Annotated in this window: 25 protein-coding genes; 13 read left to right on the top strand and 12 right to left on the bottom strand. The window is 70.2% G+C overall.

Going from position 1 to position 25,870, the window contains the following annotated elements:
* Positions 1-23 precede the first annotated feature (23 nt).
* From ACAV_RS00375 to ACAV_RS00340, 8 genes are all read left to right on the top strand, one after another.
* The gene (locus ACAV_RS00375) at positions 24-914 is read left to right on the top strand and encodes a TIGR03084 family metal-binding protein (RefSeq protein ID WP_225981616.1); all 891 of its coding nucleotides are present in this window, start codon (positions 24-26) and stop codon (positions 912-914) included.
* Positions 898-1,803 (top strand): phosphatidylglycerol lysyltransferase domain-containing protein, encoded by a 906-nt coding sequence (locus ACAV_RS00370; protein WP_013592589.1) that lies wholly within the window; start codon positions 898-900, stop codon positions 1,801-1,803. Before ACAV_RS00375 ends, ACAV_RS00370 begins: the two co-directional genes overlap by 17 nt.
* A 119-nt stretch (positions 1,804-1,922) precedes the next feature.
* Positions 1,923-3,542 carry an acyl-CoA carboxylase subunit beta gene (locus ACAV_RS00365; protein WP_013592588.1) on the top strand — a complete coding sequence of 540 codons (1,620 nt, stop codon included), beginning with the start codon at positions 1,923-1,925 and terminating at the stop codon, positions 3,540-3,542.
* Between the two features lie 47 nt (positions 3,543-3,589).
* Positions 3,590-5,581, top strand: a complete 1,992-nt coding sequence (locus ACAV_RS00360) for an acetyl/propionyl/methylcrotonyl-CoA carboxylase subunit alpha (RefSeq protein WP_013592587.1) — start codon at positions 3,590-3,592, stop codon at positions 5,579-5,581.
* A complete protein-coding gene (locus tag ACAV_RS00355; protein WP_013592586.1) occupies positions 5,578-6,369 on the top strand; it encodes an enoyl-CoA hydratase/isomerase family protein in 792 nt (263 codons plus the stop codon). Before ACAV_RS00360 ends, ACAV_RS00355 begins: the two co-directional genes overlap by 4 nt.
* A gap of 88 nt (positions 6,370-6,457) precedes the next feature.
* Positions 6,458-7,279: an SDR family oxidoreductase gene (locus ACAV_RS00350; protein ID WP_013592585.1), complete on the top strand. Its 822-nt coding sequence runs from the start codon at positions 6,458-6,460 to the stop codon at positions 7,277-7,279.
* A gap of 3 nt (positions 7,280-7,282) precedes the next feature.
* Complete coding sequence (locus ACAV_RS00345; RefSeq protein ID WP_013592584.1) at positions 7,283-9,169, top strand: acyclic terpene utilization AtuA family protein; 1,887 nt, start codon at positions 7,283-7,285, stop codon at positions 9,167-9,169.
* Positions 9,147-10,742, top strand: coding sequence for a long-chain-fatty-acid--CoA ligase (locus ACAV_RS00340; protein WP_013592583.1), 1,596 nt, complete (start codon positions 9,147-9,149; stop codon positions 10,740-10,742). The genes ACAV_RS00345 and ACAV_RS00340 overlap by 23 nt, the downstream gene beginning before the upstream one ends.
* 94 nt (positions 10,743-10,836) lie before the next feature.
* On the opposite strand, the gene ACAV_RS00335 is transcribed toward ACAV_RS00340, so the two are convergent.
* The 7 genes from ACAV_RS00335 to mnmG form a co-directional block, all read right to left on the bottom strand.
* The gene (locus ACAV_RS00335; RefSeq protein ID WP_013592582.1) at positions 10,837-11,775 is read right to left on the bottom strand and encodes a ParB/RepB/Spo0J family partition protein; all 939 of its coding nucleotides are present in this window, start codon (positions 11,773-11,775) and stop codon (positions 10,837-10,839) included.
* Positions 11,776-11,806: 31 nt separating this feature from the next.
* Positions 11,807-12,169, bottom strand: coding sequence for a hypothetical protein (locus ACAV_RS00330; RefSeq protein ID WP_244875511.1), 363 nt, complete (start codon positions 12,167-12,169; stop codon positions 11,807-11,809).
* 89 nt (positions 12,170-12,258) lie between these two features.
* Entirely contained in the window at positions 12,259-12,801 is a 543-nt protein-coding gene (locus ACAV_RS00325; RefSeq protein WP_013592580.1) for an RBBP9/YdeN family alpha/beta hydrolase, read from the bottom strand.
* A 23-nt stretch (positions 12,802-12,824) separates the two neighbouring features.
* Positions 12,825-13,595, bottom strand: coding sequence for a ParA family protein (locus ACAV_RS00320; protein ID WP_013592579.1), 771 nt, complete (start codon positions 13,593-13,595; stop codon positions 12,825-12,827).
* A 43-nt stretch (positions 13,596-13,638) separates the two neighbouring features.
* Positions 13,639-14,253, bottom strand: coding sequence for a LysE family transporter (locus ACAV_RS00315; protein ID WP_013592578.1), 615 nt, complete (start codon positions 14,251-14,253; stop codon positions 13,639-13,641).
* 29 nt (positions 14,254-14,282) lie between these two features.
* Complete coding sequence (rsmG, locus tag ACAV_RS00310) at positions 14,283-15,014, bottom strand: 16S rRNA (guanine(527)-N(7))-methyltransferase RsmG (RefSeq protein WP_013592577.1); 732 nt, start codon at positions 15,012-15,014, stop codon at positions 14,283-14,285.
* Positions 15,011-16,978, bottom strand: coding sequence for a tRNA uridine-5-carboxymethylaminomethyl(34) synthesis enzyme MnmG (gene mnmG, locus ACAV_RS00305; protein ID WP_013592576.1), 1,968 nt, complete (start codon positions 16,976-16,978; stop codon positions 15,011-15,013). The genes rsmG and mnmG overlap by 4 nt, the downstream gene beginning before the upstream one ends.
* Positions 16,979-17,281: 303 nt before the next feature.
* On the opposite strand from mnmG, the gene ACAV_RS00300 reads away from it, so the two are divergent.
* The 3 genes from ACAV_RS00300 to gstA all read left to right on the top strand — a co-directional run bounded on the left by ACAV_RS00300 (position 17,282) and on the right by gstA (position 18,844).
* On the top strand, positions 17,282-17,863 hold the full coding sequence (locus tag ACAV_RS00300; RefSeq protein ID WP_041828886.1) for an NADPH-dependent FMN reductase: 582 nt from the start codon (positions 17,282-17,284) through the stop codon (positions 17,861-17,863).
* 6 nt (positions 17,864-17,869) lie between these two features.
* Positions 17,870-18,133: a YkgJ family cysteine cluster protein gene (locus tag ACAV_RS23925; RefSeq protein ID WP_013592574.1), complete on the top strand. Its 264-nt coding sequence runs from the start codon at positions 17,870-17,872 to the stop codon at positions 18,131-18,133.
* Between the two features lie 102 nt (positions 18,134-18,235).
* A complete protein-coding gene (gene gstA, locus ACAV_RS00290; RefSeq protein ID WP_041828884.1) occupies positions 18,236-18,844 on the top strand; it encodes a glutathione transferase GstA in 609 nt (202 codons plus the stop codon).
* A 46-nt stretch (positions 18,845-18,890) separates the two neighbouring features.
* Here gstA and ACAV_RS00285 read toward each other — a convergent pair whose 3' ends face one another.
* Genes ACAV_RS00285 through tauA form a run of 3 tightly spaced genes read right to left on the bottom strand, consistent with a single transcriptional unit; the run spans position 18,891 to position 21,601 of the window.
* Positions 18,891-19,790, bottom strand: coding sequence for an ABC transporter permease subunit (locus tag ACAV_RS00285; RefSeq protein WP_049791209.1), 900 nt, complete (start codon positions 19,788-19,790; stop codon positions 18,891-18,893).
* Positions 19,791-19,797: 7 nt separating this feature from the next.
* Positions 19,798-20,601 (bottom strand): taurine ABC transporter ATP-binding protein, encoded by an 804-nt coding sequence (locus ACAV_RS00280; protein ID WP_049791208.1) that lies wholly within the window; start codon positions 20,599-20,601, stop codon positions 19,798-19,800.
* A 52-nt stretch (positions 20,602-20,653) separates the two neighbouring features.
* Positions 20,654-21,601 (bottom strand): taurine ABC transporter substrate-binding protein, encoded by a 948-nt coding sequence (gene tauA, locus ACAV_RS00275; RefSeq protein ID WP_244875570.1) that lies wholly within the window; start codon positions 21,599-21,601, stop codon positions 20,654-20,656.
* Between the two features lie 387 nt (positions 21,602-21,988).
* Between tauA and ACAV_RS00270 the strand changes: the two genes are divergently transcribed.
* Positions 21,989-23,119, top strand: coding sequence for an alkene reductase (locus ACAV_RS00270; RefSeq protein WP_013592569.1), 1,131 nt, complete (start codon positions 21,989-21,991; stop codon positions 23,117-23,119).
* A 194-nt stretch (positions 23,120-23,313) separates the two neighbouring features.
* Positions 23,314-23,622 (top strand): NIPSNAP family protein, encoded by a 309-nt coding sequence (locus tag ACAV_RS00265; protein WP_013592568.1) that lies wholly within the window; start codon positions 23,314-23,316, stop codon positions 23,620-23,622.
* Between the two features lie 24 nt (positions 23,623-23,646).
* On the opposite strand, the gene ACAV_RS00260 is transcribed toward ACAV_RS00265, so the two are convergent.
* Together ACAV_RS00260 and ACAV_RS00255 are read right to left on the bottom strand one after the other, a co-directional pair.
* Positions 23,647-25,080, bottom strand: a complete 1,434-nt coding sequence (locus ACAV_RS00260) for a sensor histidine kinase (protein ID WP_013592567.1) — start codon at positions 25,078-25,080, stop codon at positions 23,647-23,649.
* Positions 25,077-25,790 (bottom strand): response regulator transcription factor, encoded by a 714-nt coding sequence (locus ACAV_RS00255; RefSeq protein WP_013592566.1) that lies wholly within the window; start codon positions 25,788-25,790, stop codon positions 25,077-25,079. The genes ACAV_RS00260 and ACAV_RS00255 overlap by 4 nt, the downstream gene beginning before the upstream one ends.
* Positions 25,791-25,870: the final 80 nt, after the last annotated feature.

The raw sequence follows: 25,870 nt of genomic DNA, 5'->3' as shown, positions 1-25,870 counted from the left end.
CACGCACCGGCGAGCATGTGCGCATGAACGATGAAATCCATGGCCAACCCGCGGCGTCCCCACCTGCGGTCCAGGGCAGCGCTCCCGCAGGCCGTGCGGCCCAGGCCGCTCCCATGGGCGGGCTGTGCGCCGACCTGCTGGCCGAGTACCACGCACTGGCCGGCCTCTGCCAGACCCTGTCGCCGCAGCAATGGCACACCGCCACCGATTTCCACGGCTGGACGCCCTGGGACGAAGTGGCGCATCTGCTGTTCTTCGACGAGGCCGCGCTGCTGGCGTTGGAGGATGGCGCCGCCTTCGAAGCCGACAAGGCCGCGCTCACGGAGCGGCTGGGCCGCGGGGAAGCCATCAGCGCCATCGCCCGGGAGCGCCATGGAGCGCTCGACGGCGCGGCCCTCCTCGCCCGCTGGCGGCAGCGCCACGGAGCGCTGGTGGCCGCGCTGGCCGCCATGGACGCCAGGGCGCGGCTGCCCTGGTACGGGCCCGCCATGAGCGCCCGCTCCTTCGCCACCGCCCGGCTGATGGAGACCTGGGCCCACGGCCAGGACATCCGCGACCTGGTGGGCGGCGAGCATCCCGCCGGGCCGGGCCTGCGCCACATCGCCCACCTCGGCGTATCCACGTTCGGCTGGAGCTTCGCCAATCGCGGCCTGGCCATGCCGCATCCCGTTCCGTTCGTGGACCTCACCGCGCCCGGCGGAGAACGCTGGACCTGGGGCGAACCTTCCAGCGAACACTGGGTGCGCGGTCCCGCCCTCGATTTCGTGCTGCTCGTGACCCAGCGGCGCCACCGCGCGGATACCCGGCTGCAATGGGCCGGCGACCCGGCAGAGCAGTGGACCCGGCTGGCCCAGTGTTTCGCGGGCGAGCCCGCGGACGGCCCCTCCCCCGGCGAGCGTGTCTCCCGACGCTGACACACCCGGCGGCGCCGAAGGCCTCGCGCTCACGCTGGACCTGGCGCCGCGCATCGCTCCCCTGCTCGAACGCCGCATCGCAGGCCTGGGCGAGCATGCGCCGGCCGATCTGTCGTTCGGCAACCTGTGGCTCTTCCGGCATGCGCACCAATGGCGGTGGCACGGCGGCGCCTGGCCCTGCGTCGCCGGCCGCGCCTACGATGGGCAGCGGCTGGCCGTGCCGCTGTTCGATGTCCGCGAGGCGCCGCGCGGCGTGCTGCACGACCTGGCGCTGCGCCATGGCGGGCTGTTTCCCCTGTGCAGGCACGAGGCCGAGGCACTCGGCCGGTCCGGATGGGAACTGTCGGCCGAGCGCGCCGATGCCGACTACCTCTATCCGGCCGGGCAGTTCCGTGGCTACCGCGGCCCCGCCCTGCACAACAAAGCCAACCTGGTGGCACAGCTGCACGCCGCGCACACGCTGCATGCGGAACCCTACCGGCCCACGCTGCAGCCGCACGCGCTGGCCGTGCTGCAGGGATGGCTGCACGACAAGGGCAAGGCCGCGGGCGACGCCGACGACGCCCCCTGCCGCGAGGCCCTGGCCGGCGTGCCGGAACTGCGGCTCGAAGGCTTCATGCACTGGGCCGATGGCGAGCCCGCGGGCTTCCTGCTCGCGGAACCGTTGCAGCCCGGCGTCTGGGTGGTGCGCTTCGCCAAGGGCCTGGTGCGCTTCAAGGGCATCACGCAGCACATGTTCCGCCACTTCGCCGAGCGCCCGGACGCGCGCGTGGACTGGCTCAACTTCGAACAGGACCTGGGCCTGGCCAATTTCCGCCAGACCAAGCTGAGCTACCGGCCGGCCCTGCTGCTGCCCAAGTGGCGGCTGCTGCCCGGCACTCCGGCCTGATCCTCCGGCAGGGTGCGATGCCGCAGCGGCACAGCCACTCGGCGCAAGACCCCGAAAGCCGCCATGCCTACGCTGCAGGCACCGTCGCATGCAGTTGCGACACCCGAGCACAGGTCGCCATGCCCCAGATCGAATCCACCCTTTCCCCCACCAGCGCGGACCATGCCGCCAACCGAGAGCACATGCTCGGGCTCATCGGGCGCCTGCGCGCCTTCGAGCAGCGCACGCAGGCCCGGTCGGCCGCCTCGCGCGAACGCTTCGACAAGCGCCGGCAGCTGTTGCCGCGCGAACGCCTTTCGCTGCTGCTGGACCCGGGTGCGCCGTTCCTGGAACTCGCCACGCTCGCGGGCCTGGGCCTGGACACGCCCGACCTCGACACGAGCGTGCCCGGCGGGGGGGTGATCGGCGGCATCGGCTTCATCAACGGGATACGCTGCATGGTGGTCGCATCCGACTCCGGCATCGATGCCGGCGCGCTGCAGCCCATGGGGCTGGACAAGCAGCTGCGCATCCAGGAGATCGCCCTCGACAACAAGCTGCCCTATGTGCAGCTGGTCGAAAGCGCGGGAGCGAACCTCATGCAGTACCGCGTGGAGGAGTTCGTGCGGGGCGGCAACCTGTTCCGCAACCTGGCGCGCCTGTCCGCCGCCGGCCTGCCGGTGCTGACGGTGACGCACGGCTCCTCCACCGCGGGCGGCGCCTACCAGACCGGCCTGGCCGACTACATCATCCTGGTGCGCGACCGCTCCCGCGCCTTCCTCGCCGGCCCGCCGCTGCTGAAGGCCGCCACCGGCGAGGTGGCCACCGAGGAAGAACTCGGCGGCGCGCTCATGCACACGTCGGTCTCCGGGCTGGGCGACTACCTCGCCGAGGACGACCGGGACGCCCTGCGCATCGCGCGCGAGATCCTGGGCCAGATCGACTGGCACCACGGCACGGCCCCCGAAGCCGCGCGCAGCTTCCAGCCGCCGCGCTACGACGCCGAGGAACTGCTGGGCATCATGCCTGCCGACGCCAAGCGGCCGGTGGACATGAAGCAGGTCATCGCCCGCATCGCCGATGGCTCCGAGTTCCTGGAGTTCAGCGAGAACTACGGCAGCGCCACGGTCTGCGGCCACTTCCGGATCGAAGGCCGGCCCGTGGGAGTCATCACCAACAACGGCCCGATCGACCCGGCCGGCGCCGCCAAGGCCACGCACTTCATCCAGGCCTGCTGCCAGTCGCGCACGCCCATCCTCTACCTGCACAACACGACGGGCTTCATGGTGGGCCGTGCGTACGAGGAAGCCGGCATCATCAAGCACGGCTCCAAGATGATCCAGGCCGTGGCGGGCGCCACCGTGCCGCAGATCACCCTCTACTGCGGCGCCTCCTATGGCGCAGGCAACTACGCCATGTGCGGCCGCGGCTTCCATCCGCGGTTCTGCTTCAGCTGGCCGAACGCCCGGACCGCCGTGATGGGCGGCGAGCAGGCCGCCGGGACCATGCGCATCGTCGCGGAGGCCGGCATGCGCCGCAAAGGCGCGATCGACGAAGCAAAGCTGGACCACATGTCCCGGCGCATCGTGGACCGCTTCGACAGCCAGATGAGCGTGTTCACCACGAGCGCGCACCTGCTCGACGACGGGGTCATCGACCCGCGGGACACCCGCGCCGTGCTGGCCGAAGTGCTGGCGGTCTGCCGCGAGGCCGAAGGGCGCAGCCCCCGGCCCATGCAGTTCTCCGTGGCGCGCCCCTGAGGCGTTCTGCGCAGCGACCGATGCATCCACTACCTCTTTCGTCCGCCATGCAACCGATGACACCCTTTTCCAGAATCCTGGTCGCCAACCGCGGTGAAATCGCCCTGCGCGTGATGCGCAGCGCACGGGCCCTGGGCTACCGCACGGTGGCCGTGTATTCCACCGCCGACGCCCGGTCCGAACATGTGCGCGCCGCCGACCAGGCCGTGTGCATCGGCGGGCCGCTGCCCGCGCAGTCCTACCTGCGCATCCCCGCCCTCATCGAGGCCGCCCGCGCCAGCGGCGCCGACGCCGTGCACCCGGGCTACGGCTTCCTCGCCGAGAACGCGGATTTCGCCGAAGCCTGCCGCGCCGCGGGCCTGGTCTTCGTCGGCCCCTCCCCCGAGGCGATCCGCGCCATGGGCGACAAGGCCGGCGCCAAGCGGCTCATGATGGATGCCGGCATTCCCTGCATTCCGGGCTACCAGGGCAGCGACCAGGACAGCGGGCGCCTCGCCGACGAAGCCGCCCGCATCGGCTACCCCGTGATGATCAAGGCCACGGCCGGCGGGGGCGGCCGCGGCATGCGCCTGGTGCGGTCGGCGGAGGAATTCCCCGATCTGCTGCGCAGCGCCCGGTCGGAAGCCAGGAACGCGTTCGGGGACGACACCGTGATCCTCGAGCGCGCGATCGTCGAGCCCCGCCATGTCGAGATCCAGGTCTTCGCCGACCGCCACGGCCAAGCGGTGCACCTGGGCGAGCGCGACTGCTCGGTGCAGCGCCGCCACCAGAAGGTGATCGAGGAAGCGCCCTCGCCTGCGGTAACGCCCGGGTTGCGCGCGCGCATGGGCGCCACCGCGGTGCAGGCCGCACGGGCGATCGGCTACGAGGGCGCCGGCACGCTGGAGTTCCTGCTCGACCGCGAGGGCCATTACTACTTCATGGAGATGAACACGCGGCTGCAGGTCGAGCACCCGGTCACCGAGGCCATCACCGGTCTGGACCTGGTGGAATGGCAGCTGCGCGTGGCCGCCGGGGAGCCGCTGCCGCTGGCGCAGGAGGCGATCGGCTTTTCGGGCCACGCCATCGAAGTGCGCCTGTGTGCCGAGGATGTTCCCGCGGGCTTCATGCCGCAAAGCGGCCTGCTGCGGCGCTGGCAGGTGCCCGAAGGCCTGCGCGTGGAGCACGGCCTGCATTCGGGGGCAGAGATACCGCCCTATTACGACTCCATGGTGGCCAAGCTGGTCGCGCACGGCCGCACCCGCGAGGAGGCCCGCAGGCGCCTGCTGCAGGGCGTGCAGGACACGGTGGCGCTGGGCGTGCGCACCAACCAGGCCTTTCTCGCGCGCTGCCTGGCCCATCCGGTGTTCGCCGAAGGGGGCACCACGACCGCCTTCATCGCGCAGCAGGAAGCCACGCTGATCCCCGAGGACGCCCAGGCCACGGCGCGCGCGGCGCTGATCGGCGCCTGGCTGCTGCATGCCACGGACAGGCTCGGTGGGCAGGGCGCTGCGGGCGGGAAACTGGCGCACGGCCTGCCGCTGGGCCTGCGCTTCACGCTTGATGGCGCCGGGCACGCCGTCAGCGTGTCGCAGCGGGGGCCGCACGTTTTCGCCCTGGACGTCCAGGGCACCGTGCAGGAACTGGAACAGGTCGCGCTCGATGGGCACCGCGCGCGTTTCATCCTGGGCGGTGTCATGGACAGTGTCGCCTTCGACCGCGACGGCGCCAGCCTGTGGTTCCACCATGCCGGGCGCACCCACGTGCTGGAGGACCGCACGCGCGTTGCACACGCACAGCGCGGCCAGGCCGGCGGCGACGGCCGCGTGCGCGCCTCGATGAACGGCCGCGTGGTGGCCCTGCTGGCGGCCGTGGGCGACGCGGTATCACCAGGCCAGCCCCTGCTGACGCTGGAAGCCATGAAGATGGAGCACGTGCACCACGCGCCCGTGCGGGGCACGGTCACCGCCGTGCTGGTGGGCCTGGGCGAGCAGATCGAATCGCGCCGGGTCGTGATCGAGATCCAGCCCGAGGCGCAGGAAGAAGGGGCCGCGGCATGAACGCAGTGGCAGGCACCGGCGGCGAAGTCCTGCTCGAACAGCGGGACGCGGTGTTCTGGATCACCATCCACCGCGAGGACAAGCGCAATGCCCTGAATGCGGGCGTGATCGCCGGCCTGCGCGAAGGACTGCGGCAGGCGCACGCCCTGCCCGCGGTGCGGGCGATCGTGCTCACGGCGGCGGGCGAGAGGGCCTTCTGCGCAGGGGGCGACCTGCAGCCCGGCCAGGGCTTCGCATTCGATCTCTCGCGCCCCAACGGCGACTATGCGGACCTGCTGCGCGAAGCCCGCGGCGCCACGCTGCCGATCGTGGCCCGCGTGAACGGCGCCTGCATGGCCGGCGGCATGGGCCTGCTGTGCATGGCCGACATGGCCGTGGCCGCGGACCATGCGGTGTTCGGCCTGCCCGAGGTGAAGATCGGCCTGTTCCCGGTGCAGGTGCTCAGCCTGCTGCAGGAGCTGGTGGCCCCCCGCACGGTACGCGAATGGGCGCTCACCGGCGAGCCCTTCACCGCCGAAGAGGCCCGGCAGGCCGGCCTGGTCAACCACGTGGTGGCCGCGGCCGACCTGGATGCCAAGACCCGATGGCTGGTCGATCGGCTGGCCGACAAATCCCCCACGGCGATCCGGCGCGGAAAGTACGCGATGCGCGCGATGGCCGCCATGCCCTTCGACCAGGCGATCGCCTATGCGGAGGGCCAGATCGTGCTCATGCCGATGACCGAAGACGCGCGCGAGGGCATGGCCGCCTTCAACGCGAAACGCAAGCCCCGGTGGACCGGGCGCTGACCGGCGTGCATCCGCCGCGCCGTGCAGCCATTCGGCGCAAGACGGCACGCGCGGCAGAGACCACCATCCCCTCAGACGCACCATCGCCATGAACACACTCCGAGACAAAACCCTCTTCATCACCGGCGCCAGCCGGGGCATCGGCAAGGCCATCGCCCTGCGCGCCGCGCGCGACGGCGCCCGCGTGGTGATCGCGGCCAAGACCACCGAGCCCGATCCCCGTCTGCCGGGCACCATCCACAGCGCGGCCGTGGAGATCGAAGCCGCGGGCGGGCAGGTGCTGCCCCTGGCGGTGGATGTCCGCGACGAGGGGCAGGTGCGAGCCGCCGTGGAACAGGCGGTCGATCGCTTCGGCGGCATCGACGTCCTCGTCAACAACGCCAGCGCGATCCATCCCCAGGGAGTGCTCGGCACGCCGCTCAAGCGCTACGACCTGATGATGGACGTGAACGTGCGCGGCAGCTTCGCCTGCACCCAGGCCTGCCTTCCTCACCTGCTGAAGGCGCGCAACCCGCACATCCTCAGCCTGTCGCCGCCCATCAACCTGCGTCCGCACTGGCTCGGCATCCATCCCGCGTACACGCTCTCCAAATACGGCATGAGCCTGCTCGCGCTGGGCGTGGCGGAGGAATTCCGCGCCGCGGGCGTCGCGGCCAACACGCTCTGGCCGCGCACCCTCATCGCCACCGCGGCGCTCCACATCGCGGCACCGGGCCAGGCCGGGCGCGCGCGCCGGCCCGAGATCATGGCCGACGCCGCCCACTGGATCCTCACGCAGGACAGCCGGCAGGTGAGCGGCCGCAGCTTCCTCGACGAAGAGGTGCTGCGCGGCATGGGCCACACCGATTTCAGCGGCTACCTCGCCCACCCGGGCACCGAGCCGGAACTCGACTACTTCGTGGAGGCCTGAGCCATGGCGGAGCACAAGCCGGCCAACAAGGTGGTCCGGATCGGGGGGGCCTCGGGCTTCTGGGGCGACAGCCGCACCGGGGCGCCGCAATTGGTGGCCTCGGGCCTGATCGACTACCTGGTGTTCGACTTCCTGGCCGAAACCACCATGGCCCTGCTGGCCGCGGCGCGCGCGAAAAAGCCCGACATGGGCTATGCCACCGACTTCGTCGATACCGCGATGCGCGACGTACTGCCCGAAGTCCTGCGGCGCGGCATCAAGGTCATCGCCAATGCGGGCGGCATCCACCCGCGGGGCTGCGCCGACGCATTGCGGGCGCTGGCGGCCTCGATGGGCCTGTCGCCACGCATCGCCGTGGTCGAGGGCGACGATGTCAGCGCCCAGCTGGGGGCGCTGCGCAGTGCCGGTGTGCGCGACATGTTCACCGGCGAAGCGCTGCCCGCACAGGTGCTCAGCGCCAACGCCTACCTCGGCGCCTTCCCCGTGGCGCGGGCGCTGGCCGCGGGCGCCGACATCGTGATCACCGGCCGCGGCGTGGACAGCGCGGTCACCCTGGGCGCGCTGATCCACGAATTCGGCTGGACACCGCAGGACCTCGACGCGCTGGCCGGCGGAAGCCTGGCGGGGCACATCATCGAATGCGGCTGCCAGGCGACGGGCGGCCTGTTCACCGACTGGCGGCGCGTGCCCGGCTGGGCCCACATCGGCTACCCCATCATCGACTGCCATCCCGACGGCAGCTTCGAACTCGGCAAGGCGCCGGGCACGGGCGGCCTGATCGACCGCGCCTGCGTCATCGAGCAAATGCTCTACGAGATCGGAGACCCGTCCGCCTACCTGCTGCCGGACGTCAGCTGCGACTTCCGCCAGGTCGAGGTCGAGCAGCGGGGCCCGGAGCGTGTGCGCGTGAGCGGCGCGCGGGGCCGGGCGCCGAACGGCAGCTACAAGGTGTCCGCGACGCAGCTGGACGGATACCGCTGCGCCGGCATGATGGTGATCGTGGGCATCGATGCCGCGGCCAAGGCCCGGCGCACCGGCGAGGCCATCGTCGAGCGCACGCGCGGCCTGCTGCGGCAGGCCGGCATGCCCGACTACAGCCGGGTGCAGATCGAGCTCTTCGGCAACGAATCGCTGTACGGCGCCCACGCGCGCACGGCCGCTTCGCGCGAGGTCATGGTGCGCGTGGTGGTCGATCACCCGCAGAAGCAGGCGCTGGAGATCTTCGCGCGCGAGATCGCTCCCTCGGGCACGTCATGGTCCCCGGGAACCACCATGCCTTCGGGCGGCCGGCCATCGCCCACGCCGCTGATCAAGCCCTTCTCGTTCCTGATCGACAAGGCGCGCGTGCCGGTGAGCGTGCACCTGGACGGCCGCCCCTGCGCGGAGGCCTGGCTGCCCTCCCCGCCCCCGGGCCCGGCAGCAGCCCCTCCGCTGCCCGCGCCTGCGGCATGGAGCGATCCCGCCGGCGAACCCCAGCAGGAAGTGCCGCTGGTACGCCTGGCCTGGGCGCGCAGCGGCGACAAGGGCAACCTCTCCAACATCGGCGTCATCGCGCGCCGCCCCGAGTGGCTGCCCCTGCTCTGGGCACGCCTGACGCCCGAGGCCGTGGGGCGCTATTTCGCGCACCTCGTGCAGGGACGCGTGGAGCGCTTCCACCTGCCGGGCACGCATTCGCTGAATCTGCTGCTGCACGACGCGCTCGCGGGCGGCGGCCCCGCATCCGCGCGCTTCGACCCGCTCGGCAAGGGCCACGCGCAGGTGCTGCTCGACATGCCGATCCGGGTGCCGGCATCGCTGGCCGCGCAACTGCCCCCGCAAGACCTGGAGCCAGGCACTGCCGCCGCGACGACACACAACGGAGACCACCATGAGCGACCCTGGACGGAATGACCTCAGCCTGCTGGACGCCCTCCAGCGGCACCTGCAGAACCGGCCCGACCGGGTGGCCTGCCGCTGGGGCGCGAGGACCTGGACGTTCCGCCAGGTAGAGGAAGACACCAACCGCATCGCCAATGCGCTGGCGGAGCAAGGCATCGGCCCGGGGGACCGCGTGGCGTGCATGACCCGGCACCACGTTCCCTTCATCCTGCTCGCGCTGGCCGCGATGAAAGCCGGCGCCGTCTGCATGCCGGTGAACTGGCGCCTGGCACCGGCCGAGGCCGAATACATCATCGCCCACGGCTGCAGCCGGCTGCTGATGGTGGATGCCGCCTTCGCGGCGCCCTACCTGCCCGGAGGCAGCGTGGCGCTGCCGGCGGATTGCACCGTGGTCTGCACCGACGGCGCCGTGCCCGGCGCGCCCGCGTTCGATGCCTGGCACGCGCCGCACGCGCGTGGGTTCCGGGCCATGGCGCCGCAGGCCGGCGACAGCGCCATGCAGATCTACACCTCGGGCACCACGGGGCTGCCCAAGGGCGCCGTGCTCTCGCACCGGGGCCTGCTGTCGGCCGTCCGCGCGGTGGTGGACGAATGGCACTTCGGGGCCGACGGCGTGCTCGGCAATCCCCTGCCGACCTTCCACGTCGCCGGCATCCTCATGCTGCTGCTCACGCTCCATACCGGCGGCACCACCGTGGCCTGCTCGGACTTCGAGCCCGATGGCTTCATCGCCAGCCTGGCCGAAAACCGGGTCACGCATGCCTTCCTGGTGCCGGCCATGCTGCTGTTCATGCTGCAGTCGCCCGCCGCCCGGACCACCGACTTCAGCGCCCTCGAACTCATCGCCTACGGCGGCTCCCCGGTCTCCGAAACGCTGCTGCAGCAGGCCATGGACACGTTCCGGTGCGACTTCCTGCAGGTGTACGGGCTGACCGAAGTCTCCGGCCCGGCGACCTTCCTCTCGCAGGCGGACCACCGCCGCGCGGCCACCGAGCCGCAACTGCTGCGCTCCGCGGGCAGGCCGGTCGGGCAATGCCGGCTGCGCATCGTCGATCCCGTCTCCCTGCAGGACCTGCCCGAAGGCCAGACCGGCGAGATATGGCTGGAGTCCGTGCGCAACCTCAAGGAATACTGGCGCGACGAAGCAGCCACGCAGCGCGCCTTCCCCGAGGGCCGCGGCGAGCGCGGCGGGTGGCTGCGCACCGGCGACGGCGGCTACCTCCAGGACGGCTACCTCTACATCCACGACCGCATCAAGGACATGGTGATCTCCGGCGGCGAGAACATCTACCCGGCGGAGATCGAGAACCTCCTGGCGCAACACCCCGCCGTGGCCGACGGGGCCGTCGTCGGCGTGCCCGATGCCACCTGGGGCGAGGCGGTGAAGGCCTGCGTGGTGCTCCGGCCCGGCGCGCAGGCCAGCGAACGCGAGATCATCGACTGGATGCGCGAACGCCTCGCGCACTACAAATGCCCCAGGAGCGTGGACTTCCTCGAGGCCCTGCCCCGCAACCCCAGCGGCAAGATCCTCAAGCGCGTGCTGCGTGCGCCCTACTGGAAGGACCAGCAGCGTTCGGTGGCCTGATCACGCGCGTCCGGACCGGAGCCGGGCGGCCACGGGCGCCGGCCTCCAGGATGGCCCTGCAAGCCCCCGGAGCTCGCGGGGCACCCACCAGGGATCAGCTTTCGCCGCGCAGGCGCTCTATGAGGCCATTGAGGGCCTCCAGCGAGCCGAACTGGATCGCCAGCTCGCCGACCTCCTCGGTGCGGCCGCCGCGCTTCACGCGCTTCTTCACCCGCACCTCCACTTCCGCCATCAGCAGGTCGGAGAGTTCCTCCTCCACCCGCTTGAGGTCGCGCGACTTGCCTTCCTTGCGCGCCTTCTGCGGCGCCAGGCTGAATTCCGCGCCGATCTTCTTCACCAGCCCCTCGGCCTCGCGCACCGACAGCTTGCGCGCCGCGATCTGGTTGCCCGCCGTGATCTGCGCGGCGCGGTCCAGCGACAGCAGCGCACGGGCGTGGCCCATGTCGATGTCGCCCGCCATGAGCATGGTCTGCACCGGCTCGGCGAGGTTCAACAGGCGCAACAGATTGCTCGCGGCGCTGCGCGAGCGGCCCACGGCCTGCGCGGCCTGCTCGTGCGTCAGGCCGAACTCCTTCACCAGGCGCGCCAGGCCCTGGGCCTCTTCGAGCGGGTTCAAGTCCTCGCGCTGGATGTTCTCGATCAGCGCCATCGCCGCGGCGGATTCATCGGGCACCTCGCGCACCAGCACCGGCACCTCGGCCAGCCCCGCGATGCGCGCGGCCCGGAAGCGCCGCTCCCCGGCGATGATCTCGTAGCGGCCCGCGTTCTCGCCCTGCGCCAGCCGGCGCACCAGGATGGGCTGCATGATGCCCTGGGCCTTGATGCTCTCGGCCAGCTCGTAGAGCGCGCCTTCGTCCATGCGGGTGCGGGGCTGGTAGATGCCGGGCACCATGTCGTCGAGCGGCAGGGTGGACGGGGCGCCGGGGGCGGCGGCGGAGGCGCTTGCTTCAGCGCCGGGGGCCGCTTCCGCGACCTTGGGGCCGAGCAGCGCTTCGAGGCCGCGTCCGAGGCCCTTGGGTTTCTTGGTTGCCATGCGATGTGATCCGAAAGGAATGATGTGGAATTCAGCGGGCCGCGCCGGCCGCCGCATTGCGGCGACCCCGGGCCCAGCCCAGCAGCAGCTTGCGCTGCCCCCAGAAAAGCACGGTCAGGGCTGCCAGCACCCAGGCCCAGTTCGACGGCGCGAAGCCCGGCTGCCCGTAGCGCACCGGCAGGCCCGTGGCCTCGGCCAGCAGCGCAGTCTCCGCGACGGCGAGGACCGCCGCGGCGACCGTCGCCCCCGCGCGCAGCCCCAGCGGAACGTCCGACGCCATGCCGGCAGCGGCACGGCGGTGGCGTGCAAGCCGCACGCAAATGCCGATGCCGGCAAGGCCCATCACCATCGCGAGCGCCACCTTGCCCATCGCCAGGGCGACGGGAACGGACAACAGGGCCCCCCCTCCAGCAAAAGCCTGCACCCCTTCCAGCAGCACCGTTCCGATGCGCGCCCGGCGGCCATCAGCCCGCCACTCCTTGCTCACGCCTGCTCCAGCCAGGAGGCGAGCAGCGCGTGCCCCTCGTCCCAGTCGCCCAGCCCCGAGTCGGCATTCAGATGGCCGCGCTCCCCCGCATCCACGAAGCGCGCATGCCAGTCCGAGGCCATCGCCCGGGCGCGCTCCAGGGAACAATAGGGATCGTCGTGGCTGCCCACGAGCACCGACGGGAACGGCAGCGCAGCGCGCGCGATGGGCGACCAGCCGGGCAGCAGCGCCGCGATGTCGGGCCGCTCCACGTCGCCGGGGCCCACCAGCAGGGCGCCGCGCACCTTGCCGGCATGCCGCGTATGGGCGGCCCACCAGGCCGTGAGGATGCAGCCCAGGCTGTGTGCCACCAGCACCACGGGCCGCGGCGCATCGCCCACCACGTCCTCCAGCCGCGCCGACCAGTCGCCGCGCAGCGGGCGCATCCAGTCGTGCTGCTCCACGCGGCGGTAACCGTAGCGGTGCTCCCAGCGGCTCTGCCAGTGGTCGGGGCCGGAATTCTGCCAGCCCGGCAGGATGAGCACATCGTCAGGATTCATGCTATTCATTTGATAGCAACCGATCACATGCGCTTGACGCGCTTGACCATCTCGCGCGCGAAGTCCACGAACGCCTGGCTGCCCTTGGCGCCCGGGTCGAACACCACGCCCGGCAGGCCGTAGCTGGGCGCCTCCGCCAGGCGCACATTGCGGGGGATCACGGTGTCGAACACCTTGTCGCCGAAGTGGTCCTTGAGCTGTTCGCTGACCTGGCTCTGCAGCGTGATGCGCGGATCGAACATCACCCGCAGCAGCCCGATGATCTGCAGGTCCTTGTTCAGGTTGGCATGCACCTGCTTGATGGTGTTGACGAGATCGGTGAGGCCCTCGAGCGCGAAATACTCGCACTGCATCGGCACGATCACGCCGTGCGCGCAGCACAGGCCGTTGAGCGTCAGCATCGAGAGACTCGGCGGGCAGTCGATGAGGATGAAATCGAAATCCTTGTCCACCACCGCCAGGGCGCTCTTGAGGCGCCGCTCGCGCTGCTCCAGGGCCACCAGCTCCACCTCGGCGCCCGCCAGTTCGCGGTTAGCGCCCAGCACGCGGTAGCCGCACTGCTCAGACAGCACCGCGGCCTCCTGCACGGAAGCCGATTCCAGCAGCACGTCATAGACGGTGAGTTCGAGCGCGCGCTTGTCCACCCCCGAACCCATGGTGGCATTGCCCTGGGGGTCGAGATCCACCAGCAGCACGCGCTGGCCCACCTTGGCGAGGCCCGCGGCGAGGTTGACGGAGGTGGTCGTCTTGCCGACGCCGCCTTTCTGGTTGGCAATGCAAAAAATCTTGGCCATGGAAATGGAAGGAATGGGGCCTTGCAGCCAATAGGTGGAAAGGTCAGCGGGCCACGGCCAGCTTGATGCCGAAGCCGATCAGGAACGTGCCCGCCAGACGCTCCAGCGCGCGGCCCAGCGCAGGCCGTGCACGCATGCGCTCGGCCATGCGGTGCGTCAGCAGCACCACGCCCAGCCCGTAGAGAAACGAGAGCACCGCGATCGTGGCGGCCATCACGCCGAAGGTCAACAGGCCGCGGTGGCGGGCCGGATCGACGAACAGCGGAAAGAACGCCATGTAGAACATGATGGCCTTGGGGTTGAGCAGTGTGATGAGCGCGGCCTGGCGGAAGTAGTGCCGGGGCTGGATGGCGATGACCGGCGCCGAACCGGGCCGGGCCAGCAGCATGCGCGCCCCCATCCAGGCCAGATAGGCGGCACCCAGCCACTGCACCGCATGGAAGACCGCCGGCACCGCGGAAAGCATCGCGGCCACGCCGGCCACCGCCATCCACAGCAGCACCTGGTCACCCGCGATGACGCCCAGGGTGGCCGCCATGCCTGCACGCACGCCGCCCTTGCCGGTGGAGGTGACAAGCGCCAGATTGCCCGGGCCGGGAATGGCCAGGAACAACAGGATGGCGGCGACGAATGCGCCGTAGTCCGCAATGCCAAACATCAGCACCCCCGAAAATTGGAAGCGGGAGTTTAAGGCAGGGCTGCGCCGCCCACGCCATCCTCGCCGGCTTCCGCGCTCTTGCGTGGCCGCATCCAGACAATGCAACGCTCCGCATCGAGGCCCGGCACCGCCAGTTGTTCCACGTGGAACACTTCCGCGACCGCAGGCAGCCCGGCGATTTCATCGGATGGGTCGCGACCCTTCATTGCCAGCCAGACGCCGTTCGCGGCGATGGCCGACTGCGACCAGGCCACGAAATCCGGCAGCGAGGCGAACGCCCGGCAGCTCACCACATCGAAGGGGCCCGCCAGGGTTTCCACACGTGCATGGATGCCCCGCAGATTGCGCAGCCGCAGCGACACGGCGGCCTGCTGGATGAAGGCGGCTTTCTTCGCCACGGTATCCACGCAACTCACATCCAGCGATGGGCAGCAGATGGCGAACACCACGCCCGGAAGGCCGCCCCCCGAGCCGACATCCAGCAGGCGCAGCCTGGCACCCTCGCCTGCACTGCCCGGCAGCCCCTGCACCGCCTTGAGATGGCGCTGCAACGGAGCCACCGCCGCCAGGCTGTCGAGCAGGTGGTGCGTGAGCATCTCCTGCGGATCGCGCACCGCCGTCAGGTTATAGACCTGGTTCCACTTCTGCAGCAGGGCCAGGAACTCCAGCAGTTGCGCCAACTGGGTTTCCGACAGATCCAGGCCCAGGGTCTCAGCCCCCGCGCGCAAAGGCGCCGACAGCACGCTGCCGGCCACCGTCACGCGGCCACCTCGTCCGCCTGCGGGGCCGTGAAGCCCCGGAAGCCGCCCTTCTTCAGGTGCACCAGCAACAGCGATACCGCGGCCGGTGTCACTCCGGAAATCCGCGAGGCCTGCCCCAGCGTCTCGGGCCGGTGCTTCTGCAGCTTCTGCCGCACCTCGATCGACAGCGCCGCCACCTGCATGTAGTCCAGCTCCTGGGGCAACTGCAGGTTCTCGTAATGCGAGGCGCGCTGCACCTCGTCCTTCTGGCGGTCGATGTAGCCCGCGTATTTGGCTGCGATCTCCACCTGCTCGATCACCGGCGCGCTCAGTTCACCGAGTGTTTCACGTGAAACAGCGGTGCTGGCGTACTTGCCGCCATCCATTCCCGTCAGGGCTTCATAGGTGACATCCGGCCGGCGCAGCAGGTCGAACAGGTTGTATTCGTGCTCGATGGATTTGCCCAGCACCCGGGCCGACTCCTCGGCAGGCAGGTTGCGTGGGTTCACCCAGGTGGACTTGAGGCGCTCGGTTTCGCGCGCCACCGCGTCGCGCTTGCGGCTGAAGGCATCCCAGCGTGCATCGTCCACCAGGCCCATGCGGCGCCCTGCTTCGGTCAGCCGCATGTCCGCGTTGTCCTCCCGCAGCTGCAGCCGGAACTCGGCCCGGCTGGTGAACATGCGATAGGGCTCGGTCACGCCCTTGGTGATGAGGTCGTCCACCAGCACGCCCAGGTAGGCCTCGTCGCGGCGCGGCAGCCAGGCGGACTCGCCCCGGCACTGCAGCGCAGCGTTGATGCCCGCGAACAGGCCCTGCGCGGCTGCCTCTTCATAGCCCGTCGTGCCGTTGATCTGCCCGGCGAAGAACAGCCCCTGGATCTGGCGTGTCTCGAAGCTGCTCTTGAGCGATCGCGGGTCGAAGTAGTCGTATTCGATGGCGTAGCCGGGGCGCAGGATGTGGGCGTTCTCCAGGCCGCGCATGGAGCGCACCAGGTCGTACTGCACATCGAAGGGCAGGCTGGTGGAAATGCCGTTGGGATAGAACTCGTGCGTGGTCAGCCCCTCGGGCTCCAGGAAGATCTGATGGCTGTCCTTGTCGGCAAAGCGGTTGATCTTGTCTTCCACGCTCGGGCAATAGCGCGGCCCCACGCCTTCGATCTTGCCGGTGAACATGGGGCTGCGGTCGAAGCCCGACCGGATGATCTCGTGCGTCCGCTCGTTGGTGTGCGTGATCCAGCACGGCACCTGGCGCGGGTGCATCGCCGTGTTGCCCATGAAGCTGAATACCGGGAGGGTGCCTTCGTTCACGCCACCGGGCATGCCGTCACCGGGCTGTTCCTCGCACTGGCTGAAATCGATGCTGCGGCCGTCGATGCGCGGCGGCGTGCCGGTCTTGAGCCGGCCCTGGGGCAGTTGCAATTCCTTCAGGCGCGCGCTGAGCGACACGGCGGGCGGGTCTCCTGCCCGGCCGGCGGAGTAGTTGTTCAGGCCGACATGGATCTTGCCGTCCAGGAAGGTGCCCGCAGTCAGCACCACGGTGCGCGACCGGAACCGGATGCCCACCTGCGTGACCGCGCCCACCACGCGGTCGCCCTCCACCATCAGGTCGTCCACGGCCTGCTGGAAAAGCCACAGGTTGGGCTGGTTCTCCAGCATGCGGCGGATGGCGGCCTTGTACAGGATGCGGTCCGCCTGCGCGCGCGTGGCACGCACGGCCGGCCCCTTGGAGCTGTTGAGGATGCGGAACTGGATGCCGCCTTCGTCCGTCGCCAGCGCCATGGCACCGCCCAACGCGTCCACCTCCTTCACGAGGTGACCCTTGCCGATGCCCCCGATGCTGGGGTTGCAGCTCATCTGGCCCAGCGTCTCGATATTGTGGGTGAGCAGCAGTGTCCTGCTGCCCATGCGGGCCGCAGCCAAGGCGGCTTCGGTGCCGGCATGGCCTCCGCCGACGACGATGACATCAAATTCCTGGGGGTACAACATGCAAACTGCTCCGGGGACCTCGAACGAGGGGGCGGCCCGTTACCGATAAAGAGAGCGCACACCGGGCCGCCGGCGCGCACCTTGACCCTTCTGGCACCGGCAGCAGGCCAGCAGGCCGGCACCACCGAATCCGGGTCAACGGATGGGTGAATGGGGAAAGGCAGGGATTTTCCCACTTCGGCCCTGCGCGCGCCACCCTCGGGCGGAACGCCCTGGGTGCAGGCGGGGGTGTCAGCCCCCTGTGTTTCACGTGGAACATCGCTTGCAGGATTCCTGTCCCGGCGGTGTGTTGCAATGCGTGCCATGTCAAAAATCCTCGTCTTCGCGGGCAGCACCCGCCAGCAATCCCTCAACCGCCGGCTGGCGCGCGCCGCCGCCGGCATCGCCCGCAGCGCGGGCGCGGACACCACGCTGCTGGAGCTGTCGGACTTCGACATCCCGCTCTACAACGCGGACCTCGAGGCCCAGGGCACCCCGGCCGACGTGGTGCGGCTCAAGGAGATCCTGCATGCCCACGCAGGGTGGATCGTGTGCTCGCCCGAGTACAACGGCAGCTACACCGCGCTGCTCAAGAACACCATCGACTGGGCCTCCAGTCCGGTAGCGGGCCACCCGGTGTGGGGCGACGGCACCCTGCCCTTCCGTGGCAAGGTGGTGGGCATGCTGAGCGCATCGCCCGGCGGCCTGGGTGGCCTGCGGTCGCAAAGCCACCTGGCGCCCCTGCTCATCAACCTGGAATGCTGGCTGGCGCCCCAGGCCTTTGCCCTCGGCCATGCGGGCAATGCCTTCGATGCGCAGGACGGCTTCGTGGACGCCGCGCACCACGGCCGTGTGCGCGCCGTCGTGGATCAGGTGCTCTGGGCCGCCGGCCGCCTGGGTGCCTGACCGCCCATGGCCCTGGCATGCCAGCCGGGATGCGGTGCCTGCTGCATCGCCCCCTCCATCACGAGCCCCATCCCCGGCATGCCCTCCGGCAAGCCTGCCGGGGTGCCCTGCGCGCAGCTCGACAGCCAGATGCGCTGCCGGATCTTCGGCAGCGCCGAGCGGCCAGCGGTCTGCGCGTCCCTGAGGCCTTCCAACGACATGTGCGGCCCCGACAGGGAGCACGCCATGGCCTGGCTCGGCCGGCTGGAAGCCTACACCCGGCCCGCGTGACGGGCGGAGTGACCGCCGGCGTGACGGCTCGCAGGCCGACAGCATGAATTCCCGCTTCGCTATAGCATGGCGGGCTTGTTCCACTGCCTTCAGAACCTGACCATGAAGCTCTACTACAGTCCTGGTGCCTGCTCGCTGTCCCCGCACATCGCCCTGCACGAGGCCGGCCTGGCCTTCACCCCCGTGCTCGCGAGCACGAAGAGCCACAAGCTCCAGGACGGGACCGACTTCTACACCATCAACCCCCTCGGCTATGTGCCGGTACTGGAGCTCGACGATGGCACCCGCCTGCGCGAAGGCCCCGCCATCGTGCAATACATCGCAGACCAGGCACCCCACAAGAACCTGGCGCCCGCCAACGGCACGCTGGCGCGCTACCGCCTCCAGGAGTGGCTGAACTTCATCGGCACGGAGTTGCACAAGGGCCACAGCCCGCTGTTCCAGGCCAACACGCCCGATGCGTACAAGCCCATCGTGCGCGAGAAGCTGCTGTCGCGCTTCCAGTGGCTGGACGAACAGCTCGCCGGCAAGGAATGGCTGATGGGCGAGCATTTCTCCGTGGCAGATGGCTACCTGTTCACCGTGAGCGGCTGGGGCAAGCACGTGGGCGTGGACCATTCCGGCCTGCCGAACCTGCAGGCCTATCTGGCACGCGTGGGCGCCCGCCCGGCCGTGCAGGCCGCCCTCAAGGCAGAGGGCCTGCAGAAGTAAGCCGCCAAGCCTTCTCCAGGCTGCCAGAAACAGGATGGGCCCGCGTTCAGGCCCGTCCCTTCCAGGGCACTGCGCGGGCCTCGACCCAGCGCATGCCCAGATCGAACGTCCAGGCCACCAGGCCGATCACCAGGATGCCGGCCACCACGAGGTCGGTGCGCAGGAAGTTCGAGGCATTGAGCACCACCTGCCCGATGCCCACCGTCGCTGCCACCATTTCCGCGGCCACCAGCGTCGTCCAGCCGAAACCGATGGCGATGCGCAGCCCCACCAGGATCTCGGGCAGTGCCGCCGGCACGATCACGTGCCGCACCAGCTGCCAGCGGTTCGCTCCCAGCGACAGCGCGGCATGGATCTGCTCCACGCTCGCGCTGCGCACCCCGGCACGTGCCGCCAGCGCGATGGGCGCGAAGCAGGCCAGATAGATCAGCAGGATCTTGGCCGTTTCGTCGATGCCGAACCAGATCACGATGAGCGGCAGGTAGGCCAGCGGCGGCAGCGGCCGGTAGAACTCGATGGGTGGATCGAACACGCCGCGCGCCACGCGGCTCACGCCCATGGCGATGCCCACTGGCACCGCCGTGACGGCCGCGAGCGCGAATGCGCCGAAGACCCGAATGGTGCTCCACTGCAGGTGCCGCCACAGCGGCTCCCCGCCCTGGATGTTGCCCTCCCAGGCGTCATGCAGTGCCCGCAGCACGGCCTCCGGCGCGGGCAGGAAGAGCGGCTTGACCCACTGATGCTGCGTGGCAAGCCACCAGAGCAGCGCCAGCGCGGCGACGCAGGCCACGCTCAGGCCGCGGCTCGGCCCCTGGCCCGGCAGGCGGTATGGCGCCACGGCGCGCAGGGATGGTGACGGCGACGGCGCAGCCCGCGCGGGTGCCTGGGTTGAAGCGGGCCCGCTCTCTCGCCGCGGCTGAGCAGCCAAACTATGGGGCGATGGCATCAAGGCTTCATCCGGCATGGACATGCTCCGGCAGCCGGGCTGCGGGTGACGAGGGCAAGGGCGGCGCCACTTCATCCAGCACGCGCTCGCGCCAGCCGATGAACGCGGGGCTGGACTTCACGGCCCGGGCGGGCGGGCCTGCCAGGAACCGTCGGTTGAAATCCAGCGCATGCTGCCGCGCGATGCGGCCGGGGCGCGGCGTCATCACGATCAGGCGCGAGGCCAGGAACAGCGCCTCTTCCACGTCGTGGGTGATGAAGAAGATCGTCTTGCCGGTGTTTTGCCAGAGCCGCAGCACCAACTCCTGCAGCGATTCGCGCGTGAAGGCATCGAGCGCACTGAAAGGCTCGTCCATCAGCAGCACCTGCGGGTCGCTGGCCAGCGCACGGGCAATGCCCACGCGTTGCTGCATCCCGCCCGAGAGCTGCCAGACGGGCGACTGTGCGAAGCCTTCCAGCCCCACCTGCGCCAGCCGTTCACCGGCCAGCCGCAGGCGTGTTCCACGTGAAACACCGCGCAGCCGCAGGCCCAGCGCCACGTTGTCGATCACGTTCAGCCAGGGCATGAGGGCGTGCTTCTGGAAGACCACGCCGCGCTCGGCACCCGGCCCCATCACCGGATGACCATCCAGCACGACGGTTCCGGCGGAGGGCTCGGTGAAACCGGCCATGCAATTCAGCAGCGTGGTCTTGCCACAGCCGGAGGCCCCGAGCGCCACGACCAGTTCACCCGCGGCGATGTCGAGATCGACGCCCTGCAGCGCCGGGTGATCGGTGCCGTCGTAGCGCACGCTCACGCCGCGCAGGGACAATGCGCCGCCACCGGCGCGGCCCGCATGGCTGCCCGCGGCGTTCGCGCCCTGCTCAGCGTGCACGCTGCACCCACGTGGGATTCACGCCCACCGAGTAATCGGGCAGCACGGACTGCACCGTCCCCTGCTCCTTCAGGAAGGCCGCCGTCGCGGCCAGCGACTTCGCCACGCCGGAATCCTTGGCCCCGCCCAGCCACTGGGTGGCGGCCTGCTCGGCCGGCGGCACGAACGCATAGAGCGCAAGGCTCGCCGGCACCGCCTGGGCTTCGGCGCCGGACCATTTGGCGATCGACTTCACGGGGGCGGCATCCGCCGTCCAGGCTGCCTTGTTCGCGGTGTAGGCCTTGTCGGCATCGGCCAGCACCTGCACGAACTGCGTGAGGAAGGCATCGTGCGTGCGCGCGAACTCCTTGTTCACGGCCAGCGCGTCGAACGTGGCCTTGCCGGTCCTGGCCGCGATCTGGCCGGAGGTGACGAGCACCTTGCCGCTCTGCTTGACCTTGGCGAGCACCGGGTCCCAGACGAAGGTGGCATCGATGTCGCCACGCTCCCAGGCGGCCAGGATCTCCGGTGGCCGCAGGTTCACGATGCGCACGGTCCTGGGGTCGATGCCCGCATCCTGCAGCGCCACCAGCGCATGGAAGTGGGTGGTGGAAACGAAAGGCAGGCCGATCTTCCTGCCCTTCAGGTCGGCCAGCGAGTTCACGCCGGAGCCGTTGCGCGCGACCAGCGCCTCCGCATCGTTGATGTTGTCCAGCACCCAGAAGACCTCGATCGGCACGCCCTGCGACAACGCCGCCGCGAAGGGGGACGAGCCCGCCTCGCCGATCTGGATGGCGCCCGAGGCGAGCGCGCGCACCACCTCGGCCCCGCTGCCCAGCTTGCGGTAGGTCACCTGGTAGCCGGTGCGGCGCTCGACCTCCTTCGTCTCCTGCGCATGGCGCCAGGGCACGACCATGTCCTGGTAGCCGATCACCACCTCCTTCTTCTCCTGCGCCATGGCGGCGGTGCCGCACAGGAGGCTGCCCGCCAGCAACAAGGCCGTGCGCTTCAGGGCACGGCGGCGGGTGGATGGTGTGCTCTGGCCCGGCTGGATCGGCATCTGGATAACCCCTTTGTTGGATCGCGATGGAGGAAAAGAAGAACCCGACCGTGGCCAGGCCCGATCATCGTAGGGAGGGCCTTTCCGGCGGCGAAGCGCCGTTTGCGCGCATGTTCATGCGGAAAACGGATAAGCAGGTTGCTGCGATTTCGCTAGCACGACTCGCATATCCCGTCGCGGCGCAGTCCCACTGCAGGAAAAGCGCAAACGCGGTAACGTCGCTCCCTGCCGTGGAGGGCCCACCCGGGCCTTTCCCGCCCCCACTTTTTCGAAAGAGGTATCCCCTTGTCCCATACGCTTTTCGATCCCGTCCAGGCCGGCGACCTGCAGCTCGCCAACCGCATCGCCATGGCGCCGCTCACGCGCAACCGCTCGCCGAATGCGGTGCCCAAGGACATTACCGCCACCTACTACGCCCAGCGCGCCACCGCCGGCCTGCTGATCACCGAGGCCACGGCCATCAGCCACCAGGGCCAGGGCTATGCGGACGTGCCGGGCCTGTACAGCACCGAACAGCTCGATGGATGGAAAAAGGTCACCGCAGCGGTCCATGAGCGCGGCGGCAGGATCGTGACCCAGCTCTGGCACGTGGGCCGCATTTCCCACAATGACCTGCAGCCCGACGGCGGCGCCCCCGTGGCCCCCTCCGCCATCGCCGCCAAGTCCAAGACCTACCTGATCGACAAGGCCACCGGCCAGGGCCATTTCGCGGCCACGTCCGAACCCCGTGCGCTGGATGCCGAAGAGCTGCCCGGCATCGTGCACGACTACGCCGCCGCCGCGCGCAACGCGGTGGAGACGGCCGGATTCGACGGCGTCGAGATCCACGGCGCCAACGGCTACCTGCTGGACCAGTTCCTCAAGACCGGCGCCAACCGGCGCACCGACGACTACGGCGGCAGCATCGAGAACCGCGCGCGCCTGCTGCTCGAAGCCACGCGCGCCGTGGTGGACGCGATCGGCGGCGGCAAGGTGGGCATCCGACTCTCGCCCGTCACGCCGGCCAACGACATCGTCGATGCCGATCCGCAGCCGCTGTTCGACTACGTGATCCGCCAGCTCGCACCGCTGGGCCTGGCCTACGTGCACGTGATCGAAGGCTCCACCGGCGGCCCGCGCGAGCTGGAAGACCGTCCGTTCGACTACGAAGCCCTGAAGACCGCCTACCGCGAGGCCGGCGGCAAAGGCGCCTGGATGGTCAACAACGCCTATGACCGTGCGTTGGCGATGGAAGCGGTGGCCAGTGGCCGCGCCGACATCGTCGCCTTCGGCAAGGCCTTCATCTCCAACCCCGACCTGGTCGAGCGGCTGCGCCAGGACGCACCGCTCAACCCCTGGGACTCCAAGACCTTCTACGGCGGCGGCGAGAAGGGCTACACCGACTACCCGACGCTCGGCGAATCGGCGAAAGGCTGAAGGGAGCCTCCCGGCCGCCACGCCCCCGGGTGGCGGCCGGGTGTCCGCGCCCGGTGCCCCTGCGGCTGCGAAGGCATGCTGAAGGCCCGGCCCGGGAAAGGCCCTGGAAGGCCCCTGGCGCCCCGAACGCTGCAAATGAAGGGCAGGACATGGCCAATGCCGCACAGGCCCCGAAAATGCGGTGAAATCGGGCCATGATCACCTGTACCCTGCGCTACGTCATCGATCCCTACAAGCTCGCCGAATTCGAGCACTACGGACGGCTCTGGATTCCGCTTGTGGAGAAGTTCGGCGGACGCCACCACGGCTACTTCCTGCCCTCGGAAGGCGCCAACAACATCGCGCTGGCGATGTTCACCTTCCCTTCGCTCGCCGCCTACGAAACCTACCGCCAGCAGTCGATGCAGGACGCCGAATGCCTCGCGGCCTTCCGGTACGCGGAAGAGACCCGCTGCATCCTGAGCTACGAACGCAGCTTCTTCCGGCCGGTGTTCGGCGAATAAGCGGCCCAGGCGGACTGAGCGGCATCAATCCTGAGCCAGGGGCGCGAACACCAGCCCCACCCGCAGGCCCTGTCCGTCCGGGCCCGTGCCCAGCACCAGGCGCGCGCCCAGCAGTTCCGCATAGCGCGCCACGATCGCCAGGCCCAATCCCGCGCCCTGCCCCAGGCGCTCGCCCTCGCGGCCCTGGGCCCAGCGCTGCATCAGGTCGGTACGCAGCCCTTGTGCAATGCCGGGGCCGTTGTCCACCACCGACAGCACCACGCCATCGCCGCCATCCGCCCCGTCCTGCGCTATCTCCACGGTGATGCGCGGGGTGACACCTTCCTGCACCGGGCGGCCGTAGCGCAGGGCGTTGTCGATCAGGTTGCCCAGCACCCCATCGATCAGCACGGTCTGCCCCTGCACCACCACGGGCAGGTCCAGCCCGCGCGCGCCCAGGTCCACGCCCGCCGCGTCGGCACGCGGCAGGAAGCGCAGCACGGCATCCCGCGCCAGATCGTCCAGCGCCACGGGCTGCCGCGGCATGGCGCCGCGCACCTCGTCGGCCAGCGCCAGGGCCAGCAACTGGTCCACCAGATGGCTGGCGCGGGCCTCGCTGGCGGCCACGCCGGCGAGCTGTTCATGCCACACGGCGGGGTCCTTGTGGGCCAGGCCATAGGCGGCGAGCGCCCGGATGCCCGCCAGCGGCGTGCGCAGCTCGTGCGCCACGTTGCCGGCGAATTCCCGCTGCGCCCGCACGCCCTCCGCCACGCGGGCCAGCAGGCCGTTCACGGCGGCGCCCAGATGCTGCAGATCGCGCGTGGAGGCCTGCACCGGCACCGGCTCGAGGCCCCGCGCATCACGGCCCGCCAGTTCCTCCTGGAAGGCCGCCAGGGGCTGCAGGTCCGCCTGGATGGCGCGCCGCAGCCAGAACGCCAGCGCGCCCAGCAGCAGCACCTGCGACACCACGGAATACAACAGCACGCTGCGCAGCATGGCGCTGCGCGCATGCACCGTCTGCGCGGTGATGACCTCGAAGGCCTGCGGCTCGCTCACCCGCACCCGCACGGCCCGCAGCGCCCGCCCGCGATAGCTGATGTCGGAGAAACGATAGGCCTCGTCGCGCGGCGGCGGCACGGGCAGGCTGGCATTGCCCGAGAGCATCGACCCGTCGGGCAGCAGCACGGCGAAATACACCGTCTCCACCTGGTCGAACAGCACCGACTTGAGCTCGCGCGAACTGAGCGCCAGGTCCAGCGCCCCTCCCTTGATCCGCACGTTGGCTGCGATGGCATAGGCGTCGTCCAGCAGCGCCCGGTCGAAGGCGCGCTGAGTGAAGCCGTTGGCCACCAGCACCGAAATGGCCGTGCCCGCGAACCAGGTGAGCGCCAGCGGCACCAGCACATGGCGCAGCAGGCGCGCACGCAGCGAGGGCGGCGGCCTCTGCGGCAGGGGCGCGGCAGGCACGTCGCCGCTCATGCCTCTCCTTCCGCCGCCGGGGCGTCGGCCGCCTCGAGCATGTAGCCCAGTCCGCGCAGCGTACGGATGCCTGCGCCGCTGCCCTGCAGCTTCTTGCGCAGGCGAGAGATGAAGGCTTCCAGCGCGTTGTCGCCCAGCATGTCGTCGAAGTCGGACAGCTTGTCCGACAGGCTGCGCTTGCTCACCACCCGCCCGGGCGGGGTCATCAGCTCCCACAGCACCTCGAACTCGCGCGCAGGCAACTCGAAGGGCTGGCCATGCAGGGTGAAGCGGCGTGCCCGCCGGTCCAGCACCAGCGTACCGGCGCTGGTGCGGTCGTCCGTGCCCTGCGTGCGCCGCACCAGGGCGCGCAGCCGGGCCTCCACCTCGGCCAGGTCGAAGGGCTTGCCCAGGTAGTCGTCGGCCCCCGCATCCAGGCCGGCGATGCGCTCCTCGGTGCGGTCGCGGGCGGTGAGCACCAGCACCGGCGTGCGGTCGCCCCGCGCGCGGGCGGCGCGCAGCACGGCCAGGCCGCTGCCCACCGGGCTGGCCTGGGCGGCGTCCTGCGGCAGGTTCAGGTCCAGCAGCACCGCGTCGAAAGGCTGCACCTTCCAGAAATGGTCGGCCTCGGCCAGCGTGGCGGCCACGTCCACGCGGTGGCCGGCGTCGGCCAGGCTGCGCTGCATCACGCCGCGCAGCACGGCATCGTCTTCGACTACGAGTATCCGCATGGGCGCTGCACCATAAAAGGATCAGAAAGGGAAAAGCCAAGACCGGGCGGCGGACCGCACCGTGGCGCACAAGCCGCATT

This window comes from Paracidovorax avenae ATCC 19860 (assembly GCF_000176855.2).
In the GTDB taxonomy this organism is placed as follows: domain Bacteria; phylum Pseudomonadota; class Gammaproteobacteria; order Burkholderiales; family Burkholderiaceae_C; genus Paracidovorax; species Paracidovorax avenae.
The sequence above is the reverse complement of the archived record's forward strand: the minus strand, read 5'-3'. Positions and strand labels throughout refer to the sequence as shown.